The following is a 23,315-nucleotide window of genomic DNA, read 5'->3' as shown; positions in this document are numbered from 1 at the left end:
ATCAAGTTTAATGACAAGTTATTGTTGCAATGATGGAATATATAAATGCTCTCCGATTTAGATGATTTTTACTGTTTTGGCTTAGTCGTCGAGCATGGTGGATTCAGCGCAGCTGAACGTGCAACAGATATTCCCAAATCAAAATTGAGTCGTCGGGTCTATAATTTAGAAGAAAAATTAGGTGTTCGGCTCATTCAACGCAGTTCACGCCATTTTGCCGTGACCGATATTGGTATGAATATTTATCGTCATGCACAAGTAATGATGAATGCAGCACAATCCGCACATGATCTCGTTGATCATTTAAGTGAACAACCACGCGGTGTAATTAAAGTCAGCGTTCCTGTTTCTATTGCACAAAATGAACTTTCCAAAATATTACCTGATTTTTTAAAGACATATCCTGAGATTAAAGTGCAATTGATGGTGAGTAATCGCCGTATAGACATTGTCAATGAAGGCTTCGATATCGCCTTACGTGTTCGTGCCAATTTGGATGACGATCCAAGTTTGGTTTTAAGAAAACTTGAAAATATTGAACAGCATTTATTTGCAAGCCAAGCCTATTTAAATGAATATGGCATGTTAAAAAAGCCTGAAGATTTAACTGAACATCGTATTTTAAGTATGGTGGATGAACATTTGGATCAACAGATGGTTTTGCATGATGATCAAAATCAAGCCAAAAAAATTAAAATTAATCCTATTTTAATGGGCTCTGACTTGATGATGTTGGCTAAATTGGCCAGTCAAAATTGTGGTATTGCCCTACTTCCCGACACCATTGCCAATGATTATATTTTAACGGGAGAATTGGTACGTGTGCTGCCAGACTGGAAAGCGCCACATGGTATTTTCCATGCCGTTTATCCATCGCGTCGTGGTTTATTGCCTGCTGTACGTGTTTTTATCGATTATTTGGTTGAACATTTAAGTAAATACTAATTGCCTTTGTTTATTTTTATAGTTTATTTATATAGCAATGTTTATCTGCATAGTGATTGATATTCAACTTAATACAGCTGTGCAATCTAAAAATTTTTAAAGATGGACAGGAATGATTGTCCATCGTCTGCTATTTTTGATACCATCGCTACTGCTTAATTCCAGTGTTTTCCTGATTTTTATGACTTCATCTTATCAACAACAGCTTGATGCCAAAATTGAACGAATCCAAACTCAATTTGCAGAATTCAATCCACCATCTTTAGAAGTTTTTGCTTCACCTGAGCAACATTTTCGGATGCGTGCAGAATTCCGTATTTGGCATACTGATGATGATATGTTCTATGCCATGTTTGAACGTGATGCAGATCAGCAAAAAACTGTGCTGCGTATTGATGATTTTCCTATTGCTGATCAAAGTATTAATACGCTTATGCCAATTTTGTTAGCAGAATTAAAAGCAAATGTAATCCTTTCAAAACGTCTTTTTGAAATTCATTTTCTAGCAACACTTAAAGGTGAAATGTTGGTTTCACTGATCTATCGTGCGCCATTAACTGAAGAATGGGAAAGCTTAGCGAAACAACTGGCTGAAAAACTCAATATTAAATTGATTGGTCGTAGTCGTGGTCAAAAAGTGATTCTTAGCGATGAGTTTGTGGTTGAAGAGTTGCAAGTTTTTGACCGTAAATTTCAATATAAGCAAATTGAAAGTAGCTTTACTCAACCGAATGCTCAAGTCTGCCAAAAGATGTTGGAATGGGCATGTAATAGTGTTGAAAAAACAGATCAAGACTTATTAGAGTTGTATTGTGGTAATGGTAATTTTACACTACCTTTATCATTAAAATTCAATCGTGTACTTGCAACTGAATTGGCTAAATCATCTGTTTATGCTGCACAATGGAATATTGAAAAGAACAACATTGATAATATCCAAATTGCACGACTTTCCGCTGAAGAATTTACCCAAGCTTATAATGGCGAACGTGAATTCCGTCGTCTACAAGAAGCCGAAATCGATATTCAAAGCTACAATTTTGATAGCGTATTTGTAGATCCACCTCGTGCGGGAATTGATGATGATACATTAAAGCTATTACAAGGTTTTAATCAGATCCTCTATATTTCATGTAATCCTGACACCTTGCATGACAATCTAAAAGTACTTCTTGAGACACATAAAATCGTAAAATTTGCGATGTTTGATCAGTTTCCATACACACATCATGTTGAATCAGGCGTTCTTCTCGAAAAGATTTAAACAATTTATTACAACATTTACAATGCCGAAAAAGTATCTTCGGCATTATATTGAATTTAGATTAAATAAATATATATCAATAAATTAAAAAAAAATAACTGAATGATCATACTGCAAATATACTCTCCAAAAATTAACATTCTGGCTAAATACAAGCTTCAATAGCCGCTTCTCTAAGCATAGATCTCTTGTATTTTAGAAAAAAAAGCTTATATTTCGAACTATGTTAGGTTGCATATGAAGGCTCTATGAGTTTTTGGCAAAAGCTGTTTATGGCAGAAGATACACTGCAAAATGAACACAAGAATCAAATTGCATGTGTTGAAAATGATTGTTCTTGTAAATCCAATGATCAACTCTTATCCGCATTAACAAATGCTACAGATCAAGACGTAATCACTGGGATTAAAAAAGTATTGGTGTCGCGAGGCTTCAGTAAAAAAGAACTCAACCAATTACAGCATCCACCGATTCAATAGTCATGGATGATACAGAAAAGCATTCAGTAAACTGAATGCTTTTTTTATTACCTTAAATTTAACCTGAGTCCGAGATAAGATATATTCCCAACTATATGATACGCGGAAACGTCAGTCGCATTGTTCGAGGCATGAGGAATATATTCCGCAAGATCTATAATATACTGTTTTTGCGATATATTAGGTACTAGATAGTATTTGTCGAGTTGACGACTGACAAATGGTTTTGCCCTTGCGTGGCAATGCCACTCATCCCGAAAGCCTTGCGAGGTAGTACCTCTCAGGTCGAACCTGAACAAGGTTGAAATATATTTCAAGCGAAGTGCAAGACGAAGTGGGTTAATCCTTGTATCTGACTTTAAACGGTAAGACTCCGCTGTACCTGATCTGTCTTTTCAATAACTTACATCAGAATTTATCCCAAACTGACGTTAAATTTATTAAAACCATAAACATTGTCCGACCCCCCCCCCATCAATCCGTCAGCCTTCCCCTTATTTAAACATTGCAAAAATGATTCACTAAAACAACAAAAACATTTCCATAAAATCTAAATGAAACTCAGGCTTAACGATGATTTTGCGCTTGGTTTTTATTTAAATAGTTTTTTGGGTAATCATAAAAATACATTCAAGGACAGAACTGTATGCAAACTAGACCACTACTTCTCAGTATGATGAGTGTATTCGCAAGTACATATTGCCATTCAGCAGCGATGGACCAATCTGGACAATCTATACTCGCCTTTCTTGAGGATAAAAATTATTTTGAAGTGAATGCAACAACCATTGATCCTGATATTTCAGGACGTATACGTGACCGTCCCGATCTTGTGAATGCAGATAGTCGCGACTTGAATACAGGAGATATGGCACAATCTTTTCAATATTATAATGCTGCACTCAAGCTGCAAATTACTCCCAAAGTTTCATTTGGTCTCATTTACGACCAACCTTATGGCGCTGAAATTGAATACCCTTTACGCAGTAATCATACATTTTCCGATAATGTAATCAGCCAACAAGGCACAACTGTTGAAGTGAGCTCGCAAAATATAACGACGCTGTTCGGCTTTCAGCCCACTACACATTTGAATATTTACGGTGGCGCTGCATATCAAACTGTCAAAGGCAAAGTTGCTTTGCGGGGTAATTCTATGAGTATTTTCAATGGCTATGATGCTCATATGAAACAAGATAGCGCTGTAGGTTGAATAGCAGGTGCTTCATTTCAAATACCTGAAATAGCACTAAAAACTGCAATCACCTATCGCTCTAAAATTAAACATAAAATGGATGCACAAGAAACGATATTTTCTGAACCCTTAATGATCACGCAAACGAGTGATACTGAAATTTCAACACCACAGTCGGTCAATTTAGACTTTCAAACAGGTGTTTATCAAGATACTTTGGCTTATTTAAATGCACGCTGGGTCAATTGGAAAGATATGACGATCCGCCCTACTCAGTTTGGCGCACTCACTGAACTGGTGACAACAGAGTTAAGTCAAGGCTCATATACCAAAGGCTTTAATCTCGATGAATATAAAAAAGATCAATACAGTATTACACTTGGCTTGGGACATCAATTTACAGATCAATGGAGTGCTTCAGCAGATGTAAGTTGGGATTCTGGCACTGGTGATCCTGCATCTGTACTCAATCCAACCAAAGGTGGATGGGGATTGGGTCTCGGCATTCAATATGCGCCTGCATCGAATTATTTTATTGCCGCAGGTTTTAAATATTTTTGGATTGGTGATGTTACTGCTCAAGATGGTACTTATTACATTCCTGTGCCGGGTGCTTCTGAAATAGCACAACAAGGTGACTACCGTGACAATACTGCGATTGGATATGGTTTGAAAATAGGTTATCGCTTTTAATGACTTGAAAGGTTTTGATAATATAACCTGAGCTCGGGATAAGATATGTTCCCAACGATATGATACGCGGTAACGTCAGTCGCATTGTTCGAGGCAGGACTACATACGTCATTTACTGTTTTTGCAATACATTAAGTACATAGCGGTATTGGACGAGTTTGCGACTGACAAATGGTTTTGCCTACTTTTCCCGAAAGAAAAGTAGGTCGAACCGAAGGTTAATCCTTTCATCTGACTTTAAACGACAAGACCCCGCTGTGTCTGATTTATCTTTTCAATAACTTACATCAGAGTCTATCCCGAACTGACGTTAATATATTTTGTTAAATAACAAATGATCGGCTTCTTTATATCAATATCGAGCAAAAGAAGCTGATCGTCTTGTTTCACTGGAAAATTACAAATTCAACGAAATGTAAGTTTTTTATGTTATAAATCAATTGCTGTTCTAACGACAACCTATACCAATATAAAAAATTGAGAGATATAAAGATGAAACCTTTATTTTTAATTCCAGTTTTCGCAATGACTGTCCTTTTAAGCGCATGTAGCAATATGCCAAAAGAGTGTGAAGAATCTTGGAAACATATGGAAAAAATCGCAAAACAAAGTGGTATTCCAGAAGATGCCCTAAAAGAGCAAAAGAAAGCCTTTGAAGAACAAATCAAAAGCTTATCTAAAGATGAAGCGATTCAAACCTGTAAAGCACAATCATCTATTCTGAGTATGGTGAAATAGATCGATCACACGATTCAAAATACAGTTGTGGAATTCATATTCTACAACTGTATCTTTCAGAACTAAGCTGTAAAACCAATATAATGAATACAACTTATTCATGTCGTCAATCAATCACAATGATTTGGCTCCGCATAAATAAACATCGGCCCTAAATCATAGATTTGATCGTGCCGTTTAGCTTGTGGAATAAAAGCACTTGAGATTGTTCCATCGAGATACAAAGCCTGATCCACTTTAAGCTGTGTCTTAAAAATATCCGCAAAATGATAAAAATTGATTTTTCCACGACTGATGACAAAATAAAGCTGATTGTTTTTAATACCCACACCATTACGAATTTTTAAAGAATCTGAGTCCGATTTAAATATTGGATTAATCTCACGATGAATCACCAACATTGGGCCAGATTGTGTTGCAAATTCTGCTTTAAAATTAGATTGTGCATACTGCTGTGTGGTTAAAAGTACTACTTTTTTCTTATTCCAAGCAACAACACCATTCGGTTGTAGAAAAAAATTACCAAATTGATTTGTACTGGTATTCAATGCACTCAGTTGCTTAAATTGCTCAATATATAGTCCTACTGGAGAGAAGTTTGCGTGATACATTCCTGCATTCATCGCAAAACTTATTTTACAATGCGGCATTGATTTTTGAACCTGATTAAACTTTTTATAAGGCATACCCTGTTGATTCTTCAGCAATAATTGTAGTTTCGCCAAATCATCAATACGAACAGCATCTGCAATAATGCGTTTATCCTGTTTGATTTGAATATAATCTGTATTGGCCTGAACATTCATAGCCAAACTACTTACCCCGAGTAATGCAGCTAAACGCAAAATTATTGTTTTTAAATTCATAGATGGCTTAATCAATTTTTTTCTATTCTACAATGTATAGCAGATCATAATGAAAATTACTTATCATTTTAGATGCAATTCTTTACTGAATTATCAGTTTTAGTACTACCATATTCGCTTGGCTTGACTATAATGATTTTATCCTTTCAATTAAATACATATGTATACTTTATTTGAACTGAGTGAAATATGCTGAAAAAACGCTTATATCATTATCCTTTAGGTGCTCATCTCATTGTTAAACATTTGGGCTATAGTCATCATGGAATCTATGCAGGAAAAGGTCGAGTCATTCATTATTCAGGCTTTGCACATCTTTTTAAAAAGCGTCCAATCGAAGTCACATCTTTAGAAAAATTCTCACATGGTAAAAGCATCGCGATTCGCCATTATGATTCACCTAAATATAAAGGTCGTCATATCGTGCGTCGTATGCGTTTACGCATGCATGAAAATAACTACCATTTGATTATTAACAACTGTGAACATCTCTGTAGTTGGGCCATTACCGATATAGAAAGTAGCCCACAAGTTGTCAAAATGATGAATCGTTTAACCACAATTGGTTATATCAGCTCGCTTATGACCTATATGAATGGTTTATTTTTAACGCTTGCAACGACTTGTTTTGCTCTCGTGCTCTATATCAAAATGAAACTCAGAGCTCAGGCCAAATTAAAACTACCTACTTATTTATCTTTAAAAGAACAACAAGTTAAGAAATAAAAAGCCAAGCTGTGTAAAACGCATCAAACGATTTTAAGACGTGGCTTTTTTAAATTTTAAAGTCGTTTGAAGAGTGTAAAATACTTTTAAAAAGGTGGAAATTTATCCTCAATTAAATTTAATTTTAAACCATACTCAAGATAAGCTTTTAAATTATCAACAACCGTTGTAAAGCCACCAGTAGCATCAATGATAAATTTGATCAATTCAGCGCCTTGTAATGGAATATCGTAATTTCGAATGCGCAAATAAGTTTTGTTTGGACTAATTTCTTCAAAAATAAAGTCGACTGTAGATTTAGGATCACCCCATACCATTTGGATTTGTTTATTTTCTATAATTGTTAAAACTTTAACTTGGGTGTCGACTTGGTATTTAGACCATGTCCATTGTACCGTTTTGCCTTGTTCAAGTTTCCCCGTAGAGGAATCAAACCAAAATTGTGAAGTAATTTCAGGGTCAATAAAGGCTTGGAATACTTCGGCAACAGGTTTACGGATCAACATTTGGGTTTCAATGGTTGGATTCATTGTTATTCTCCAAATTTATTGTATTAACAAAGTGATACCATAACTAAAACAACTTAGCCAACATGATTTTGTTAATCTTTTTATATGAATGAATATTGGTAATACAGATTTTAAAACGCGAATTGCATCTTACAAATCAACATGTTCAAGAAACAACAATCAGTGTAACGATCTCAAAAAAAGACTCGGATTTTTAAATCCGAGTCTGATATTAGTTAGAAAACTTCGCGCTTTTAATCACTTTACATTCCAAATGCTCAGTTTTAAAAACATCATCAGCCTGCTTTCTCAACTTCTTCATAAGGTTGCACTGCAATTTCTGAAATCATATTCTCAAATGAGAAGATCGTATCCAGTTGCTCTTGAGTCAATAATTTTTGCTCAAGTACCACTTCCTGAATAGTTTTATTCTCAGCAATACATTGCTTACCGATTTCATCACATTTTGCATGACCTAAAATAGGATCAAGTAAGGTAATAATGCCGACACTACGCATCACTGCGTCATAACAAGTTTTTTCATTCGCCACCACACCTTGGATACATTTTTCATCCAAAGTCTGAATACCATTGATCAACAATTCAATCGATTCATTTAATGAAACTGCAATCACCGGCTCCATAACATTCAGCTGTAATTGCCCTGCTTCAGCCGCAAAAGTAATCGTCAAATCATTACCAATCACTTTAAATGCAATTTGATTGACAACTTCTGGAATCACAGGATTGACTTTTGCAGGCATGATCGATGAGCCTGCTTGCAATTCTGGCAAACGAATTTCCCATAAACCTGTACGTGGCCCTGAACTGAGTAGACGTAAATCATTACAAATTTTAGAAAGTTTAACAGCTAATCGTTTTAATGTACTCGAAAGTAAAATAAATACACCGCAATCACTGGTTGCTTCAACATAATCTTCCGCACCGATTAAATTTAAACCTGTGATTGTTTTTAAATTCTCATTGACTTGGGTTGCATAACCATGTGGTGTATTCACACCTGTACCAATCGCCGTTGCACCTAAATTAATTTCTAATAAAAGTTCGCGTGTTTTTCTAATTAAGCGTACGTCTTCTTTTAATAATGTTGCAAAAGCATGAAACTCTTGCCCTAAAGTCATCGGTACTGCATCTTGTAATTGAGTGCGACCCATTTTTAAAACAAATTGGAATTCCGTCGATTTAATAAGCAATGAATGGATTAAATGATTTATTTTCTCAAAAAGTAGGTCCAATGAATAATAAGTCGCTAATCGCAATGCTGTTGGGTAAACATCATTGGTTGATTGAGATTTATTCACATGATCGTTGGGATGAATAATGTCATAACGACCTTTTGCATACCCTAGAGATTCTAAAGCAATATTCGCGATGACTTCATTGGCATTCATATTGATCGAAGTACCCGCACCCCCTTGAAACACATCCGAAGGAAATGACTCACGCCATTGTTCAGGATTTTGAATCAATTGATCACAGGCATTTTGTATTGCCTGACTGGTTTCTTCCGAAATCTGATTAAATTGTTGATTGGTTTGTGCAGAAGCCTTTTTTACTTGCGCCAATGCACGGATGAAAAAATTTTGCTCTCCAACCGTATGTTTAGAAATTTTAAAGTTTTCCAACGCTCTTAATGTGTGTATACCGTAATAACTATTTAATGGTACTTCTTTCGCACCAAGTAAATCCTTTTCTATTCTGGTGGTATCCGCTTGAACCGTTTCTATTTCCATTTACTTTACTCTTATAATGCACCTTATATGTGCAATAGCTAAATCATATTCCTTTTATTTGATTTCTGTATTAGCAAAATACATCTTTTCGATAAAATTTCTTATAAGAATATTAATACATGTACGCTTTGTAACTTTGTGTAAAGATAATATTTACTCCAAATTTTACCTGATTAAAAAATCGTCTTACTCGGTGAAATTTTGAATTGTATCTAAATGTACATTCAGATACATAATGCTCTCATAATCACCTTATAAAAAATACAGCGATTTTTTTTAATTCTATGGAAGAATCTGCACGTAAATGTGTAGCTATAAAAAAATAATACTTGGATAATGTCCCAAATGGAAAAGGATTGATTATGGATTCACTTAACCCCACAGTGGTTACTTTTATTTTTTATATTATTGCAATGGTTTGTATTGGATTGTATGCATATAAAAGAACCACAGACTTCTCAGATTATATTTTGGGTGGCCGAAGCTTAGGTAGCTTTGTAACTGCACTTTCAGCAGGTGCTTCAGACATGAGTGGATGGCTACTCATGGGGTTGCCAGGTGCAATTTATCTTACTGGGCTATCTGAATCATGGATTGCAATTGGTTTAATCATTGGCGCATGGTTGAACTGGTACTTGGTTGCAGGACGTTTACGCGTACACACTGAAGTTCAGAATAATGCACTGACTTTACCCGATTATTTCACCAGTCGTTTTGGTGATAAAAAGAAAGTGCTTCGTATTATTTCAGCATTGGTTATTTTAATATTCTTCGGTATTTACTGCGCATCGGGTATGGTTGCAGGCGCACGATTATTCGAAAGTATTTTTGCTATGGATTACACCACTGCCTTGTGGGTCAGTGCCATTGCGACAATGAGTTATGTATGTATTGGAGGTTTCTTAGCCATTAGTTGGACAGATACTTTCCAAGCAGGCTTAATGATTTTTGCGCTTTTACTTGCACCAATTATGACCTTCTTGGCCATTGGTGATCTTCAACATGTTAACCAATTGATTGAAACAGCACGCCCTCATGCATCGAGTATGTTTACGGGTGTAAGTGCGATTGCCATTATTTCTTCAATGGCGTGGGGTCTAGGCTATTTTGGTCAACCACACATTTTAGTACGCTTCATGGCAGCAGATTCTGTTAAGTCTATTCCAAATGCACGTCGTATTGGTATGGCTTGGATGATTCTATGCTTAGGAGGTGCTGTTGCTGTAGGTTATGTCGGTATTGCATATTTCCAAGCACACCCTGATATTCCAGCGGCGGCAATTGTAGCGAAAAACCCTGAAACTGTATTTATGGAATTAACTAAAGTTCTATTTAATCCGTGGGTTGCAGGTGTAATTTTAGCAGCGATTCTTGCGGCAGTGATGAGTACACTCAGCTGTCAGCTTTTGGTCTGTTCAAGTGCGCTGACTGAAGACTTGTACAAAGCATTCCTTCGTAAAAACGCTTCTCAAAAAGAATTGGTTTGGGTTGGCCGTTTCATGGTATTGGCGATTGCTGTATTGGCGATTTTGTTAGCGATGAACCCTGAAAGTAAAGTACTTGGTCTGGTTTCTTATGCATGGGCTGGTTTCGGTGCTGCATTTGGTCCATTGATTATTCTTTCAGTGTTCTGGAAGCGCATGACCCTCAATGGTGCTTTAGTGGGCATGATCGTAGGTGCGGTAACTGTTATTCTGTGGAAAAACACGATGGCGGATACTGGTTTATATGAGATCGTACCGGGCTTCATCCTATCGTTGATCAGTATCATCGTAGTGAGTTTAATGGGTAAAGCGCCTGAACAAGACGTTGTTGATCGTTTTGACGAAGCTGAAAAAATCTATGATCGTGAAATGAATTAAGCTATTGTAAAACTTAATTAAATGATGATTGTACACATTAAAGGGGCGCAAGCCCCTTTAATTTTGTGTATTGAAAATAGAATCTCTAAACAGCGCTATTACTGCAACATCAGCAAAATATTGACATGAATTACTTAATTTTATTATTCAAATAAATCTGAGAACTGTCTTTAATCACTTCCATCACTGGATAGCTTCGTGTTTCTTTTACACCGGGTAATTGCCATAAAATTTGACCTGAAATGCGTCGAAACTCCTCCATATTTTTACAGCGAATTTTCACTAGAAAATCAAATCCCCCACTAATCATATGACATGCCATGATTTCTGGGTATTGCACAACAGCATACGAAAATTCATCTAAAACATTGGGTGTGGTTTTATCTAAAAGAATTTCCACAAAGACCACAAAGTTTGAGTTTAATTTTTCATAGTTGAGTTTAGCTTCATAACCGAGAATAAATCCTTCATTTCCCAGTTTCTGTACCCTAGCCAAAGCCGCAGTTGGTGACAGATTCACCGCTTCTGCAAGTTTGATATTGGAAATACGTCCATCTTTTTGCAAGATATCTAAAATCTTAATATCTATACGGTCAAGGCTTAAAATATCGCTATTCATCTGAATTATTCTCTAAAAAATACGAAAATTATAGTGAGTTATTCGTCAATGATTCTGTAATCATAAATTATATAAAGTTGTCAGTTCAACTAAAAGTTTTCACAAGTCACAGGATGTTGACATGAGTAGCATTGAAAGTTTCCCTCATACCGATTTCGCTCCAGCTAGCTTAGATTATATTACTGAATTTAAAGATAAAAGTGATTATGAAGTAGCAATCAATACTGCTTGGCGTCGTTCTGAGCCTGAGTGTGTCGAATATTTACTTGAACAGACTCAAATCGATCAAGATTTGAATCAAAAAATTTATGATATTGCTTTCAATTTGGCACACAGTTTACGTGATCGCAAAAGCTCATCAGGCAAAGCAGGTATTGTTCAAGGTTTATTACAAGAGTTCTCGCTTTCTTCTCAAGAAGGAATTGCACTCATGTGTTTGGCTGAAGCTTTATTGCGTATTCCTGACAGTGCAACACGTGACTTACTCATCCGTGACAAAATCAACCAAGGCAATTGGAAAGATCACTTAGGTCAAAGTAATTTGATGTTTGTTAATGCTGCTGCTTGGGGCTTAATGCTCACAGGTAAGCTCATGGAAACACCGAAACAAACCAGCCTTTCAAGTGTTTTAACTTCTTTGCTAGCACGTACTGGTAAAGGCATTATCCGTAAAGCTGTTGATGTTGCTATGCGTATGATGGGTGAACAGTTCGTAACAGGTGAAACCATTGAAGAAGCTTTGGATCATGCCAAAGTTCTTGAAGATAAAGGTTTCCGCTATTCTTATGACATGTTGGGTGAAGCAGCATTGACTGAGCATGACGCTGATCGTTATTTTGATGACTATACCCAAGCAATTCATGCCATTGGTAAAGCTTCTGAAGGCAAAGATGTTTATTCTGGCCCAGGTATTTCTATTAAACTTTCTGCATTACATCCACGTTATCAACGTTCTCAAACAGAACGCGTACATCAAGAGCTTTATCCTAAAATTTTAAATTTAGCATTGCTTGCTAAAACTTACGATATTGGTCTAAATATCGATGCAGAAGAAACAGAACGTTTAGAGCTTTCTTTAGAATTACTCGAACGCTTATGCTTTGAACCTCAACTCGCAGATTGGAAAGGGATCGGTTTCGTTATCCAAGCATACCAAAAGCGTTGCTTCTATCTTGTTGATTATATTGTAGACCTTGCTAAACGTAGCAATAAACGTTTAATGATTCGTTTAGTCAAAGGTGCATATTGGGACAGCGAAATTAAAAAAGCACAAATTGATGGTATGACAGACTACCCTGTGTTTACACGTAAAGTTCATACAGATTTGTCTTATATTGCTTGTGCTAAAAAGCTTTTGGCAGCACCTGAAAATATCTACCCACAATTTGCAACCCATAATGCGCAAACGCTTGCAACGATTTATGAACTTGCCGATCCAAGCAACTATCATGCAGGACAATATGAATTCCAATGTCTACATGGCATGGGTGAACCGCTGTATGAGCAAGTGGTTGGAAATAAATCTGACAATAAATTAGGCATTCCTTGTCGTATTTATGCACCTGTAGGAAATCACGAAACATTATTGGCTTATTTAGTGCGTCGTTTATTGGAAAATGGTGCCAACACATCTTTTGTAAACCGTATTGCAGATAAAAATATTAAAATCGAAGACTTGATTGAAAATCCAACTCAAGAGATCTTAACAACGGCACAAAAAGAGCATGCGATTGGATTAAAGCACCCTGCTATTCCATTACCACAAGATCTTTACCAAGGTATTCGCCAAAATTCACATGGTATAGATTTAGCCAATGACAGTGAATTAGTTGAATTGAATCAAATTGTTCAACAGTATTCACATAATCAATGGAACAGTTACAGCCTAGTTGAGAACCTAGATTTACAGGATTTATCTGAGCAAAATACTCAAGAAATCCGTAATCCATCCAATCACGATGACCTTGTGGGCTACGTGATTGAAGCTGAAACAGCTCAAGTTGATTTAGCACTAAATAATGCACATCAAGCTTTTGAAAATTGGAAAAATACTGCAAAAGATTTTCGTGCAGATGCATTATTAAAAGCAGCGGATATTATGGAATCACGCATGCAAGAACTGATGGTTCTGCTGTGTCGTGAAAGTTGTAAAACCTATAGCAATGGTATTGCTGAAGTTCGTGAAGCTGTTGATTTTCTACGTTATTATGCATCACAAGTACAACATATTTCTGATGATGAGCAACTCAAACCGTTAGGCACTATTCTTTGTATCAGCCCTTGGAACTTCCCACTGGCTATTTTTACAGGGCAAGTTGCAGCGGCATTGGTTGCAGGTAATACAGTCATTGCAAAACCAGCTGAACAAACCCCTTTGATTGCAGCGCAAGCGATTCAAATATTATGGGAAGCTGGCGTACCGCAAGCCGTGGTACAACTTCTACCGGGGCGTGGTGAAACGGTTGGTGCTAAATTAAGCCAAGATGAACGTATTCAAGGCATTATGTTCACAGGTTCTACTGAAGTTGCGAAAATTTTGCAAAAAACTTTAGCGCAAAGAATCAGCCCTACAGGTCAAGCTATTCCTCTAATTGCGGAAACTGGCGGACAAAATGCCATGATTGTTGACTCATCCGCACTGACAGAACAAGTGGTGATCGATGCAGTGAACTCAGCTTTTGACAGTGCAGGTCAACGTTGTTCTGCTTTACGTATCTTATGTGTACAAGAAGACAATGCCGCAACATTAATCAAAATGTTAAAAGGTGCAATGCAACAATTGAAAATGGGTAACCCCGTTGCATTAAAAACTGATATTGGTCCTGTGATCGACTTAGAAGCGCAGCAAAATATTGAAAAACATATTGAAAAAATGCGTAGTAAAGGTTATCCAGTACATCAACTGGCTGAAAATACGCCAAGTAGTGACTTAAATAAAGGGACTTTTATTGTCCCAACGCTTATCGAACTTCCAAATTTAAATGATTTAGAACGTGAGGTATTTGGTCCAGTTTTACACATCATTACTTATAAATATGGTGAGTTAAAACAACTGTTAAATCAAATCAATAGTAAAGGTTATGGCCTAACGATGGGTTTACATACCCGTATTGATGAAACCATTCAAACCACTATTCAACATGCGGAAGTGGGTAATTTATACATTAACCGTAACATCGTGGGTGCTGTTGTAGGCGTGCAACCTTTTGGTGGCGAAGGATTATCAGGAACAGGTCCTAAAGCTGGTGGTCCAATTTATTTGTATAAATTATTACAACATCGTGAATTGCCAAGTAAACCATTTGGTACGTTAAAGAACATTGCAGCGCAGTTAGAACTTAAAACACCTGAAATGTTTGAGCAATTTAAAACGTGGGCTAAGCAACACTACCCACAACATACGCTGCAAAACTATCAATCACCAATCGGCTTGTATGAACTTCCAGGACCTACTGGTGAGTTGAACCAATACCAAGTGGTTCCGAGATCTCATGTTTTGGCAATTTCAAATGATGAATATGGTTTATTAAATCAATTCAATGCGATTTTAACCGTTGGTGCAAAAGTTGGTATTTTAAGTGAAACAACGATTGCACTTAAAATGATTCAAAGCATGCCAAAAGCACTGCAACAGCAATTTATCATGGTCAATGATTTAAAATCAGGCGAATTCGATGCCATCCTACACCATGATTCTGCTAAAAACTTAATGCGGTTGCAAAGTATCATTGCACAAAGATCGGGTGCGATTATTGGAATCACACATCTCAATGATTCAAATGAACGTATTCCACTGGAACGATTAGTCATTGAACGTGCAATTAGTATCAATACTGCTGCGGCAGGCGGTAATGCCAGTTTGATGACCTTAGATAATCTTTGATTGGTCTATTGCCTATAAAATCTACTGTTTTTTAGCTGCTTAAAATGTATTTTTAAATTTTAAGTCTGCTTTAAACAATAAAAACCAAGCCAATCATTTTGACTTGGTTTTTTTCTGACTGTACTTTTTCTCTAGGCACAGCAACGTTTTATTATTTTGGGTAGCTTCTTAAAATCAATTCCTGCTTGATTAACTCATAATCATCCTGAGGTTCAGGCACTAAACCTTCAATAAACCATGCGCCATCTGCCGCATAACGTAAAATCTTTAAATCGATAGATTGGTCTGTTGTAGCGTGCTGTTTTAAACGTGTTTCTAACCATTGATTCCACATTTCACTAAAAGATTTATCTGTAATTACAGTCATACATAATGCGCCCCATGCCGAGTTCACACCAATATTTGAGCTTAAAGTTACTTCAATATATGCGCGGGTGAAACAACCATAGGCAACCGTGTCATTTTCAATTTTTGCACTGACTTCACGATCTAGCTGATGAATTAATTCCTCAAGCATCGCTTTGATTAAAAGTTGCTTATTGGCAAAATGATGAAAGACTCCTCCTTTGGTGACACCTGCCATACTTGCTACACTTTGGATTGACATGCCTTGGACGCCCTGTTCAGCCGCAAGTTGAATCGCTTTGTCTAAAATTAATTGCCTGACTCGTTCAGGATCTTTCTTGCGTTGATGCGGATTTTCCATTGTTCTAACTCTCCTCAGTGACTAAGAAATGTACTTCTTCTTACTTGGCTTCTTAGTGTCCTGTTGAAGTTGAAAATAAATTAATCACCATCACACCTGAAACAATTAATCCAATGCCGATCATAGCAGCAGCATCTAAACTTTGTTTAAAAACAAAATAACCAATGATTGCAGTTAAAATAATACCTACACCCGCCCAGATCGCATATGCAATCCCCAAAGGAATGACTTTGATCACTTGTGATAATAAATAGAAAGCTAAACTAAATAATATGACCACGGCTACAGATGGCCATAATTTAGTAAAACCTTCAGATTTAACTAAAAATGTTGAACCAGTTACTTCAGAGATAATTGCAAAGCCCAACAAAATATAAGCAAAGCTTAAAGCGTTCATCACCGCACCCAAAACATACCGATTGGTCGGTATGTTGAATTAAAATCAAAAAAAATTCAATGATTCAAATAAAATTAGTGATTAAAAAAATATCAAAAAACCAAAAATGCTTATATTTTTTTCAGATTATTATAAGAAAATTAATGATGAATTTAGCCAATAAAAAAGGAGAAATATTAACTAAACATTTCTCCTTTTAGGATATTATTCTTTATTAATTGGGGTTCACAAAATAAAAAAATGAAATCAACACCATTAAAATAGTCATTGATAAAAACAAATATGTATTTAAAGTATTGAAACTTCTAATAAATTTTAAAATTTCCATTATTTCACATCACAAAACAAATCCTAATTCATTTTATAATACTTTGTTATAATTTGTAATATTTTTAGAAATTAAAATAGCAAAAAAACTTAAATTTTTCTTAAAAGCATTATACTTTAGTCGTATACTTTAAATTTAAGACTCATTTCAATCATTTGCAAAACTATCACTAAACATCATTTTTATTTATTACTTGGTAAAATGCTTTAGCTCATCTAAGCAATAGCGATGAATAAGAATGGGATTCATCATCTGTATTCTTTCATTCACACAAACAAAAAGAACGTGAATATTACTATTTTAAATCAACATGTTTCTTTCTATTGCTTTAAAAACCTACAAAGAAACTTCGTGAATCACACGAAGCTCTTATTTCCAATTTTAATCAATATTTATAAGTTATGCTAAAGAGTTTTCTATTTCTTCAGCTTTACTTGGCTTAACGACTGCTCTTTTTGCTTTAACTTTCTTATAGCAATATCCAGCCAAAAGACTTATACCAACAATTTTCAAAAGTTTCATACATTACACCTTGCTGTTTACTGACCTAAATCTGTATTTAAAATCTAACACTTTTAACTGTGTCCTTCTGAGGCCTTTTTGCACCGCTTTTGTATGAAATACATGCTTTATGTATTTAGAATTGAGCATTGAAATAAGAAAAATGAGACATTCACAACTCAATTAAATGACGTTGAATATAGATAAACATATAAAATGATTGAAAATTAATTTTTTATTTTTGCTGTAAGTGGATAAATTAAACTTTGGCCAAAGCTGCTACACCTTTTAACGATGTATAAAATTGATTCAATAAAAATAGACATGTGCTTTTAAATTCTGCAAAACGACACATCTACTCTATGACAATCTTGGTTCAACAATTTACTTCACTTCAAAGTGATGCTTTTCAGTGACCATTTTAATTTGGATATCTTTGTAAAATCTGAGCATTGGATCATCTTGATCTTTCTTTAAAGCATTGACGAACTTATCTTCATGCATTAACTTTGAAAATGTTTTGTAGCCTATTTCTAATAATTGAGGTTTTTGCCCAGATTCTAAAAATTCATCAATTCGTTTATTCACCTTTTTAACACTAATATCCATCTGCTCAACTCTCTAGACATAATCACTTTGATCTAGGTATAACATCTTTTTATGACAGTTCAGTTTAAGTGAATAAAACACAGTAACTTATTGCTACTTCTAAATAATCATCGTTTATTTTCCAAACATTTTATTGATCATCATCAAATTTATAAAACCAAAGCTTGTTGATCACCATCTTTACTGTATTGCCCAATAAATTGAATTGTTTTATCAAAAGTCTGACGACTGGCTTTATTGATCAAGAAAAATTGATATTCATGTACCAACCATTCTTTTGAATTTGGATAAAATACAGCTTCTACAGGAATCTTGTTTTCTTGTAATGCTTTTACAAAAGGCATTGACTGTGTATCGGTTAGAAAATCTTTATTGCCACCACTAATAAATACTGGTGGATATTGCAAAGTAAGATGTTGGGCTGGTGAAATAAATTTTAAGTATTCAGTATTGTCCTTTTGATTACCTGTATAAGCTTGTACCAAGGTATTCACGCCCCATTCAATTAACTTGATTTCATCTGGTGCAGTATTTACAAAAGCATTCATATCATAAATTCCGCAATGCAAGATCAGCCCTTTCAACTGAGAGGCTTGAATCTTAGGTGAAAATTCTGATTGCTTTGCAAATGTTGGATTGCTCAGTAAAGCGGCGTAATGACTCGCCAAATTTGCTCCAGCAGAGTCTCCTGCTAAAAATAATTGATTTGAATCAATATTATATTGCTTTGAATTCTGACTAATAAACGCTAAGGCATTATTAATTTGATAAAGTTGTGTCGGATAAACAGCATCAGGAGCAAAGGTATATTGCACTGAAACAACATTATAACCTTGCGCTGCCAGTAATTTGAAATATCCTCTGGCCTTATCTTTTGCACCCGACACCCAACCACCGCCATGAATCCAAACAACGGTTGGTCGTTTTCCAAGTTGCTGTATATCTTGTCTTTGATAAATATCCAAACTGAGTTGAGGATCTTTTTGATAACTTATATTTGCCTTAACCTGTACATTTTCAGGTGCATAATGATCCAATAAAATACGTTGAAAATGTGTTGATGTATCAAATGCTGTAGCAATAACTTTGCTATTGGTTTGCACATTTTGGCAACCTAAAAGCATAAACATTAAAATAATACAGCTTAGAAAATTGGGTAATCGCATTTTTACCTCTAATCATTAAAATAAGATGCTATAAAATCAAAAAATTGTATCTGCAAATAGATTCAAGAAAACTCGTTGCTTTAAATTTGATTTTCGAATTTAAATCTTTAATCAAAACCATAAACACAGGTGTATTCGATGATCAAAGCATGCTGTTTGGCTCGAATGTACATGCATCTCAATTATTTTTCAACTTCGTGATATATTTCACACATATAACATTTAAAATATTTGGTTTTAAAATTCACTTTACAATTCAACCATCTAACCATTTGATTATTTAGATCTATTTTAAATATCTAGCTCTTTCAATACGTCCCTCCTTACACCTGTAACTTAAGCTCGCTTTTCGTTTGTTTCGCTAAAATCCAAGCCAGATACAAACCCACAGTAAGCATTAAGACCAAGAGTAAATAAAAAGGTAAATGGATCGCATAACGATATAAAAAAGTGCTGAATAATGGCGCAACAATTAAACCAAGCGCCTGAATTGCAGTACATAGACTCGCCATTTTAACTTGTGCATTTTGACTTACAGATTGTGCTGCACCTGTGGTGAATGCAGGAATTAGACATGCAACGCCGACACCATAGAGTACATAACTCGCTTGGAAATAAATCATCTGATTCGCATTTAAAGACCATAATATTCCCGCAATCATTGCTACCATCCCCAATCCAACCAAAGCTTTTAAACTGAGTTTGACCACTTTCACAATCATTATTTGTGTCAAAACTAAACTAAAACCAACAATTAACATACACTGGGAAAAATAGCTTGCACTCTGCTGTATGCTGAGTTGAAAGCGATCCTGAATATAAAATCCTGCGGTCATATTCAAAGTCACAATTGCCACATAAGTACTCAAACCAAGAATTAACCATGGTAAAGCAGGTTTGATTGAAAATTCTATTGATTCAGATTTTGAGCTTGCTTGCTGTATTGAATCTCTAGGCACAGCGACATCTTTTTGAAAGAAAATGGTCAGTAGAATACTAAATATAAGCAGTAGAATAACTGCAAACCACATCGAGAATAAGATTCCACCGATTAACAATATAGACGTTATAAATGGCCCAATGATCATCCCCAAGCTATTCATTGCCCCATACATTACCATTTTCCGACTTCGTTGTTCTGTATCAGTGACATGCTGCATCACATAGCTTTGTAAACCAATTTGTGGCATTGCCATGAATGCCCCTGTGCTTGCACGGCTGACTATAAGAAGTATAAAAATTGCAACAGGCGCTAAACTTTGATTGATGCCCAAATAAAGGATGAATGTGAAAACTGCCCATGTAACGGTCATTCCCCAAAAACCATAATTCATCAATTGATATGCTGTTTGAATTTTTTTATTCTTGGCGATCAATATCGATGCTATTGCCATACACATTGCCCCCGCAGAAACAATCATTCCTCCCTGAAATTCAGTAAGTTGTAATTGACGCATGAAAGGTGCAAGTAAAGGCAAAATCATCGAGAAACAAGTCCCATTGGCCAAAGTCGCCCAAGCCAATAATTTAAAATTTCTTTGCATAATGAATGTCATAAAAAGAAAAGGCATCTAAAAAGATGAATATTGATTAGTTAAGAGTAATTTTATTATTACTGATTGATAAATCTCCCCTAACCCTGAGCCATATATGGCGCAAGGAAAAGAGGGGAACACTCGCGAATTCAATGAGGTATTGAATCCAAGATACTCCTCCTTTTTCAAAGGTGAGGAGCATAGCTCCACAAGGGAGAGGATTTAAAAAAGCTTAACTGACTGTCATTAATCTAAAAAGATGCCTTTTGATTGGATTAGTATTTAACGGTATAACTCAAACCGTAAGTACGACCTTGCGCAGGTAAACTAGAAATTGCCCCATAGATTGCTTCTGCTGCTTGGCTAAACACGGTTTTATATTCTGTGTTCCAAACGTTATACACTCCAAAACCTAAAGTTCCTGGCCCTGCTTTTGCATTGGCAATCACATCCATCACAGCATAACCTTTGATTTTGGTCGCAGCATTCGGGCGAACATTGGCATCATATTTGGCAACTAACGAATCTTTATAGGCTTTATCCGTACCTTTTACAGCAAGCATTTGTACACGTAAGTTATTGCCTTTATCGTCCTGCCATTCACCAAATACTGTGCCTTTCATTGGTGAAACTTGTAATGCATTCAGTTCTCTCCAACTCCCCGCCGCGTCTTTAAATTGACCTCGGGTATAAGAAAGCGTCCCACCGACATTAAACTGATCGAGTACAGGCATACTTGCATTTGCTTCTACGCCATAAACTCTTTGGTCTGTATCGGCGACCGTGACTGAACGATCTGCTTTAAATTGAACAACTTTATCAGATGTATTATAAAAAGTGGTTAAACCTAAATTAAGATCATGCTCATTTTGCATTCTCCAACCCAATTCATAGTTATTGACCGTAATTGGGTCTACATTTTCAGAACGCACCAGATAACCTGCCGAAACATCACGTAAAACACGCTGAATATCAGGTAAGCTAAAACCTTGTGAGAAGTTTGCAAAGACTTGTTGTTGATCATTTAATTTATAAACAGCGCCTAAATTAAATAATGTTTTATCATGCTTCACTGAGCCTGCTTCTACTGCGCCCACGGGTTGACCTGTAATATCACCTTGAATAGCAGCAACGGTCGGTTTAAATGAACTTGTGTCACTTTCGATACGCTGATAACGAATACCCGCTTGTACATTCAATGCTGCTGTTAAATCATAATGACCTTGTACAAATGCACCTAGATTTTTAATGGTTGCATCTGGGCCAAAATCATAACTGCGACCTGTATTACTATATTTCAGACCATTATTGCTAAAACTATAAAGATCTGCGGTTTGCTTATCTTTTTCATGGTCATAATCAACACCGTAAGTCAGTTCCAAAGCACGATCGACAAGATTGAGTTTAGAAGTCATTGCAGCACGAACGCCTGCCACATCAATATCAGACTCTGACTGATACGCTAAGTAATAACCTGCAGGAATAAAATTACTTAAAATGGTCGGATAAAATCTTGCTTTTTCATTACGATAATAAGTTTCAACGTTGAGCTCTTGCCCTAACACATCTGTATTTTGATATTGCGCATTCACTGCATAACGTTTTGTAAAGGGTTGCTCATCTATTTCAAAACCTTTTAACGCTTTTAAGCTCGGTGGATTTCCTCTTAAAACGGCAAAGTTTGTCCCATAATCAGGACCATATTCTGAATCTTGTTGATCATCATAATATTGCGCACCAAGGCTAAGTCTTTGCTTATCTGTGAATTGCCAGCTTAAACGACCATTTACATCGACTGTCTCGGTGTCTTGACGATCGGTTTGTGCAACTTCAGGCCCAATACGATCACCATGACTGTCTTGGATTTCCCCACGTTTGGTATAACCAGCACCTAAGAAACCATTCCAATCGCCTTGATTGAATCCAACCGATTGATAAGCTTCATAAGCAAGTGCATCATTTTTAAAATGATCACCCGAGGTCACACCCACTTTTGATTCAAAACTTAAACCGTCCGCAGTGCCTTTTTTGGTAATAATATTGATAATACCGCCTGTTGCTCCTGAACCATAAATACTACTCGCACCTGAAACTACTTCAATTTTTTCAATTGAGTCTGGGCTGATGCTATTCAGTTGACGAGCAGCATCACGTGAACCTGTTTGTGCGACACCATCAATCAAAACCAGTACCTGACGACCACGCATGGTTTGACCATAGTTGGTGGTTGTACCACTACTTGGACTAAGCGAAGGCACCAACTGCGCTAGAATATCTGCAAGTTTTCGCCCAGCAGCAGCTTGTTGCTCAATTTGTTTTTGTTCAATCGATTGTACTGTTCCCGCAATTTCCGCAATACTTTGAGCTGAACGCGTTGCTGTCACCACGATTGGGTTAAGCTGTGTTTGCTTTTGGCTTTCTACAGCAACGGCTTGTGTTGATGATTCTGTTTCAACAGTTTGAGCATAAAGTTGTGTGCTTATGGCCAAGCTCAACAATGTGAATGATGTTGAAAGTGAAATAACTTTCATAAATTACCC

General features: G+C 36.0%; 19 protein-coding genes and 1 pseudogene. 8 read left to right on the top strand and 12 right to left on the bottom strand.

The genetic code is table 11. From position 1 onward, the window contains the following. Positions 1-45 precede the first annotated feature (45 nt). From ACY45D_RS08785 to ACY45D_RS08765, 5 genes and pseudogenes are all read left to right on the top strand, one after another. Entirely contained in the window at positions 46-945 is a 900-nt protein-coding gene (locus ACY45D_RS08785) for a LysR family transcriptional regulator (protein ID WP_463109340.1), read from the top strand. A gap of 181 nt (positions 946-1,126) precedes the next feature. Further along, positions 1,127-2,209 (top strand): tRNA (uridine(54)-C5)-methyltransferase TrmA, encoded by a 1,083-nt coding sequence (gene trmA, locus ACY45D_RS08780; protein WP_463109339.1) that lies wholly within the window; start codon positions 1,127-1,129, stop codon positions 2,207-2,209. A 248-nt stretch (positions 2,210-2,457) separates the two neighbouring features. Beyond that, positions 2,458-2,688, top strand: a complete 231-nt coding sequence (locus ACY45D_RS08775; protein WP_463109338.1) for a hypothetical protein — start codon at positions 2,458-2,460, stop codon at positions 2,686-2,688. A gap of 646 nt (positions 2,689-3,334) precedes the next feature. After that, a pseudogene (locus tag ACY45D_RS08770) lies at positions 3,335-4,576 on the top strand (OmpP1/FadL family transporter). A 492-nt stretch (positions 4,577-5,068) separates the two neighbouring features. Next, positions 5,069-5,314 (top strand): hypothetical protein, encoded by a 246-nt coding sequence (locus tag ACY45D_RS08765; RefSeq protein WP_463109337.1) that lies wholly within the window; start codon positions 5,069-5,071, stop codon positions 5,312-5,314. Positions 5,315-5,424: 110 nt separating this feature from the next. Here ACY45D_RS08765 and ACY45D_RS08760 read toward each other — a convergent pair whose 3' ends face one another. Then, entirely contained in the window at positions 5,425-6,180 is a 756-nt protein-coding gene (locus tag ACY45D_RS08760) for a phosphodiester glycosidase family protein (protein ID WP_463109336.1), read from the bottom strand. Positions 6,181-6,369: 189 nt separating this feature from the next. Here ACY45D_RS08760 and ACY45D_RS08755 point away from each other — a divergent pair, with 189 nt between their 5' ends. Next, positions 6,370-6,906, top strand: coding sequence for a lecithin retinol acyltransferase family protein (locus ACY45D_RS08755; RefSeq protein ID WP_463109335.1), 537 nt, complete (start codon positions 6,370-6,372; stop codon positions 6,904-6,906). A gap of 86 nt (positions 6,907-6,992) precedes the next feature. Here the strand turns inward: ACY45D_RS08755 and ACY45D_RS08750 are convergent, their stop codons facing one another. Together ACY45D_RS08750 and aspA are read right to left on the bottom strand one after the other, a co-directional pair. Next, positions 6,993-7,436, bottom strand: a complete 444-nt coding sequence (locus ACY45D_RS08750) for an SRPBCC domain-containing protein (RefSeq protein ID WP_463109334.1) — start codon at positions 7,434-7,436, stop codon at positions 6,993-6,995. A gap of 275 nt (positions 7,437-7,711) precedes the next feature. Then, on the bottom strand, positions 7,712-9,163 hold the full coding sequence (gene aspA / locus ACY45D_RS08745; protein ID WP_463109466.1) for an aspartate ammonia-lyase: 1,452 nt from the start codon (positions 9,161-9,163) through the stop codon (positions 7,712-7,714). 368 nt (positions 9,164-9,531) lie between these two features. Here aspA and putP point away from each other — a divergent pair, with 368 nt between their 5' ends. Then, a complete protein-coding gene (gene putP, locus ACY45D_RS08740; protein WP_463109333.1) occupies positions 9,532-11,031 on the top strand; it encodes a sodium/proline symporter PutP in 1,500 nt (499 codons plus the stop codon). A gap of 130 nt (positions 11,032-11,161) precedes the next feature. Here the strand turns inward: putP and ACY45D_RS08735 are convergent, their stop codons facing one another. Continuing rightward, the gene (locus tag ACY45D_RS08735; RefSeq protein ID WP_010111721.1) at positions 11,162-11,650 is read right to left on the bottom strand and encodes an Lrp/AsnC ligand binding domain-containing protein; all 489 of its coding nucleotides are present in this window, start codon (positions 11,648-11,650) and stop codon (positions 11,162-11,164) included. Positions 11,651-11,771: 121 nt separating this feature from the next. Between ACY45D_RS08735 and putA the strand changes: the two genes are divergently transcribed. After that, the gene (gene putA, locus ACY45D_RS08730; RefSeq protein ID WP_463109332.1) at positions 11,772-15,533 is read left to right on the top strand and encodes a trifunctional transcriptional regulator/proline dehydrogenase/L-glutamate gamma-semialdehyde dehydrogenase; all 3,762 of its coding nucleotides are present in this window, start codon (positions 11,772-11,774) and stop codon (positions 15,531-15,533) included. 151 nt (positions 15,534-15,684) lie between these two features. Here putA and ACY45D_RS08725 read toward each other — a convergent pair whose 3' ends face one another. The 8 genes from ACY45D_RS08725 to ACY45D_RS08690 form a co-directional block, all read right to left on the bottom strand. After that, a complete protein-coding gene (locus ACY45D_RS08725; RefSeq protein WP_463109331.1) occupies positions 15,685-16,239 on the bottom strand; it encodes a TetR/AcrR family transcriptional regulator in 555 nt (184 codons plus the stop codon). A gap of 52 nt (positions 16,240-16,291) precedes the next feature. Then, positions 16,292-16,636: an SMR family transporter gene (locus ACY45D_RS08720; RefSeq protein WP_463109330.1), complete on the bottom strand. Its 345-nt coding sequence runs from the start codon at positions 16,634-16,636 to the stop codon at positions 16,292-16,294. Positions 16,637-16,850: 214 nt separating this feature from the next. Further along, complete coding sequence (locus ACY45D_RS08715) at positions 16,851-16,964, bottom strand: hypothetical protein (protein WP_463109329.1); 114 nt, start codon at positions 16,962-16,964, stop codon at positions 16,851-16,853. A 399-nt stretch (positions 16,965-17,363) separates the two neighbouring features. Further along, positions 17,364-17,486: a hypothetical protein gene (locus ACY45D_RS08710; RefSeq protein WP_463109328.1), complete on the bottom strand. Its 123-nt coding sequence runs from the start codon at positions 17,484-17,486 to the stop codon at positions 17,364-17,366. A gap of 363 nt (positions 17,487-17,849) precedes the next feature. Further along, positions 17,850-18,074 carry a hypothetical protein gene (locus ACY45D_RS08705; RefSeq protein WP_120383569.1) on the bottom strand — a complete coding sequence of 75 codons (225 nt, stop codon included), beginning with the start codon at positions 18,072-18,074 and terminating at the stop codon, positions 17,850-17,852. Positions 18,075-18,223: 149 nt separating this feature from the next. Further along, positions 18,224-19,240, bottom strand: coding sequence for an alpha/beta hydrolase (locus tag ACY45D_RS08700; protein ID WP_463109327.1), 1,017 nt, complete (start codon positions 19,238-19,240; stop codon positions 18,224-18,226). A gap of 323 nt (positions 19,241-19,563) precedes the next feature. Then, positions 19,564-20,784 (bottom strand): MFS transporter, encoded by a 1,221-nt coding sequence (locus tag ACY45D_RS08695; RefSeq protein ID WP_463109326.1) that lies wholly within the window; start codon positions 20,782-20,784, stop codon positions 19,564-19,566. A 266-nt stretch (positions 20,785-21,050) separates the two neighbouring features. Continuing rightward, a complete protein-coding gene (locus ACY45D_RS08690; protein ID WP_463109325.1) occupies positions 21,051-23,306 on the bottom strand; it encodes a TonB-dependent receptor in 2,256 nt (751 codons plus the stop codon). Positions 23,307-23,315: the final 9 nt, after the last annotated feature.

The organism is Acinetobacter sp. BZX-2 (assembly GCF_055179795.1).
This window is presented reverse-complemented; position numbering and strand designations above follow the sequence as displayed.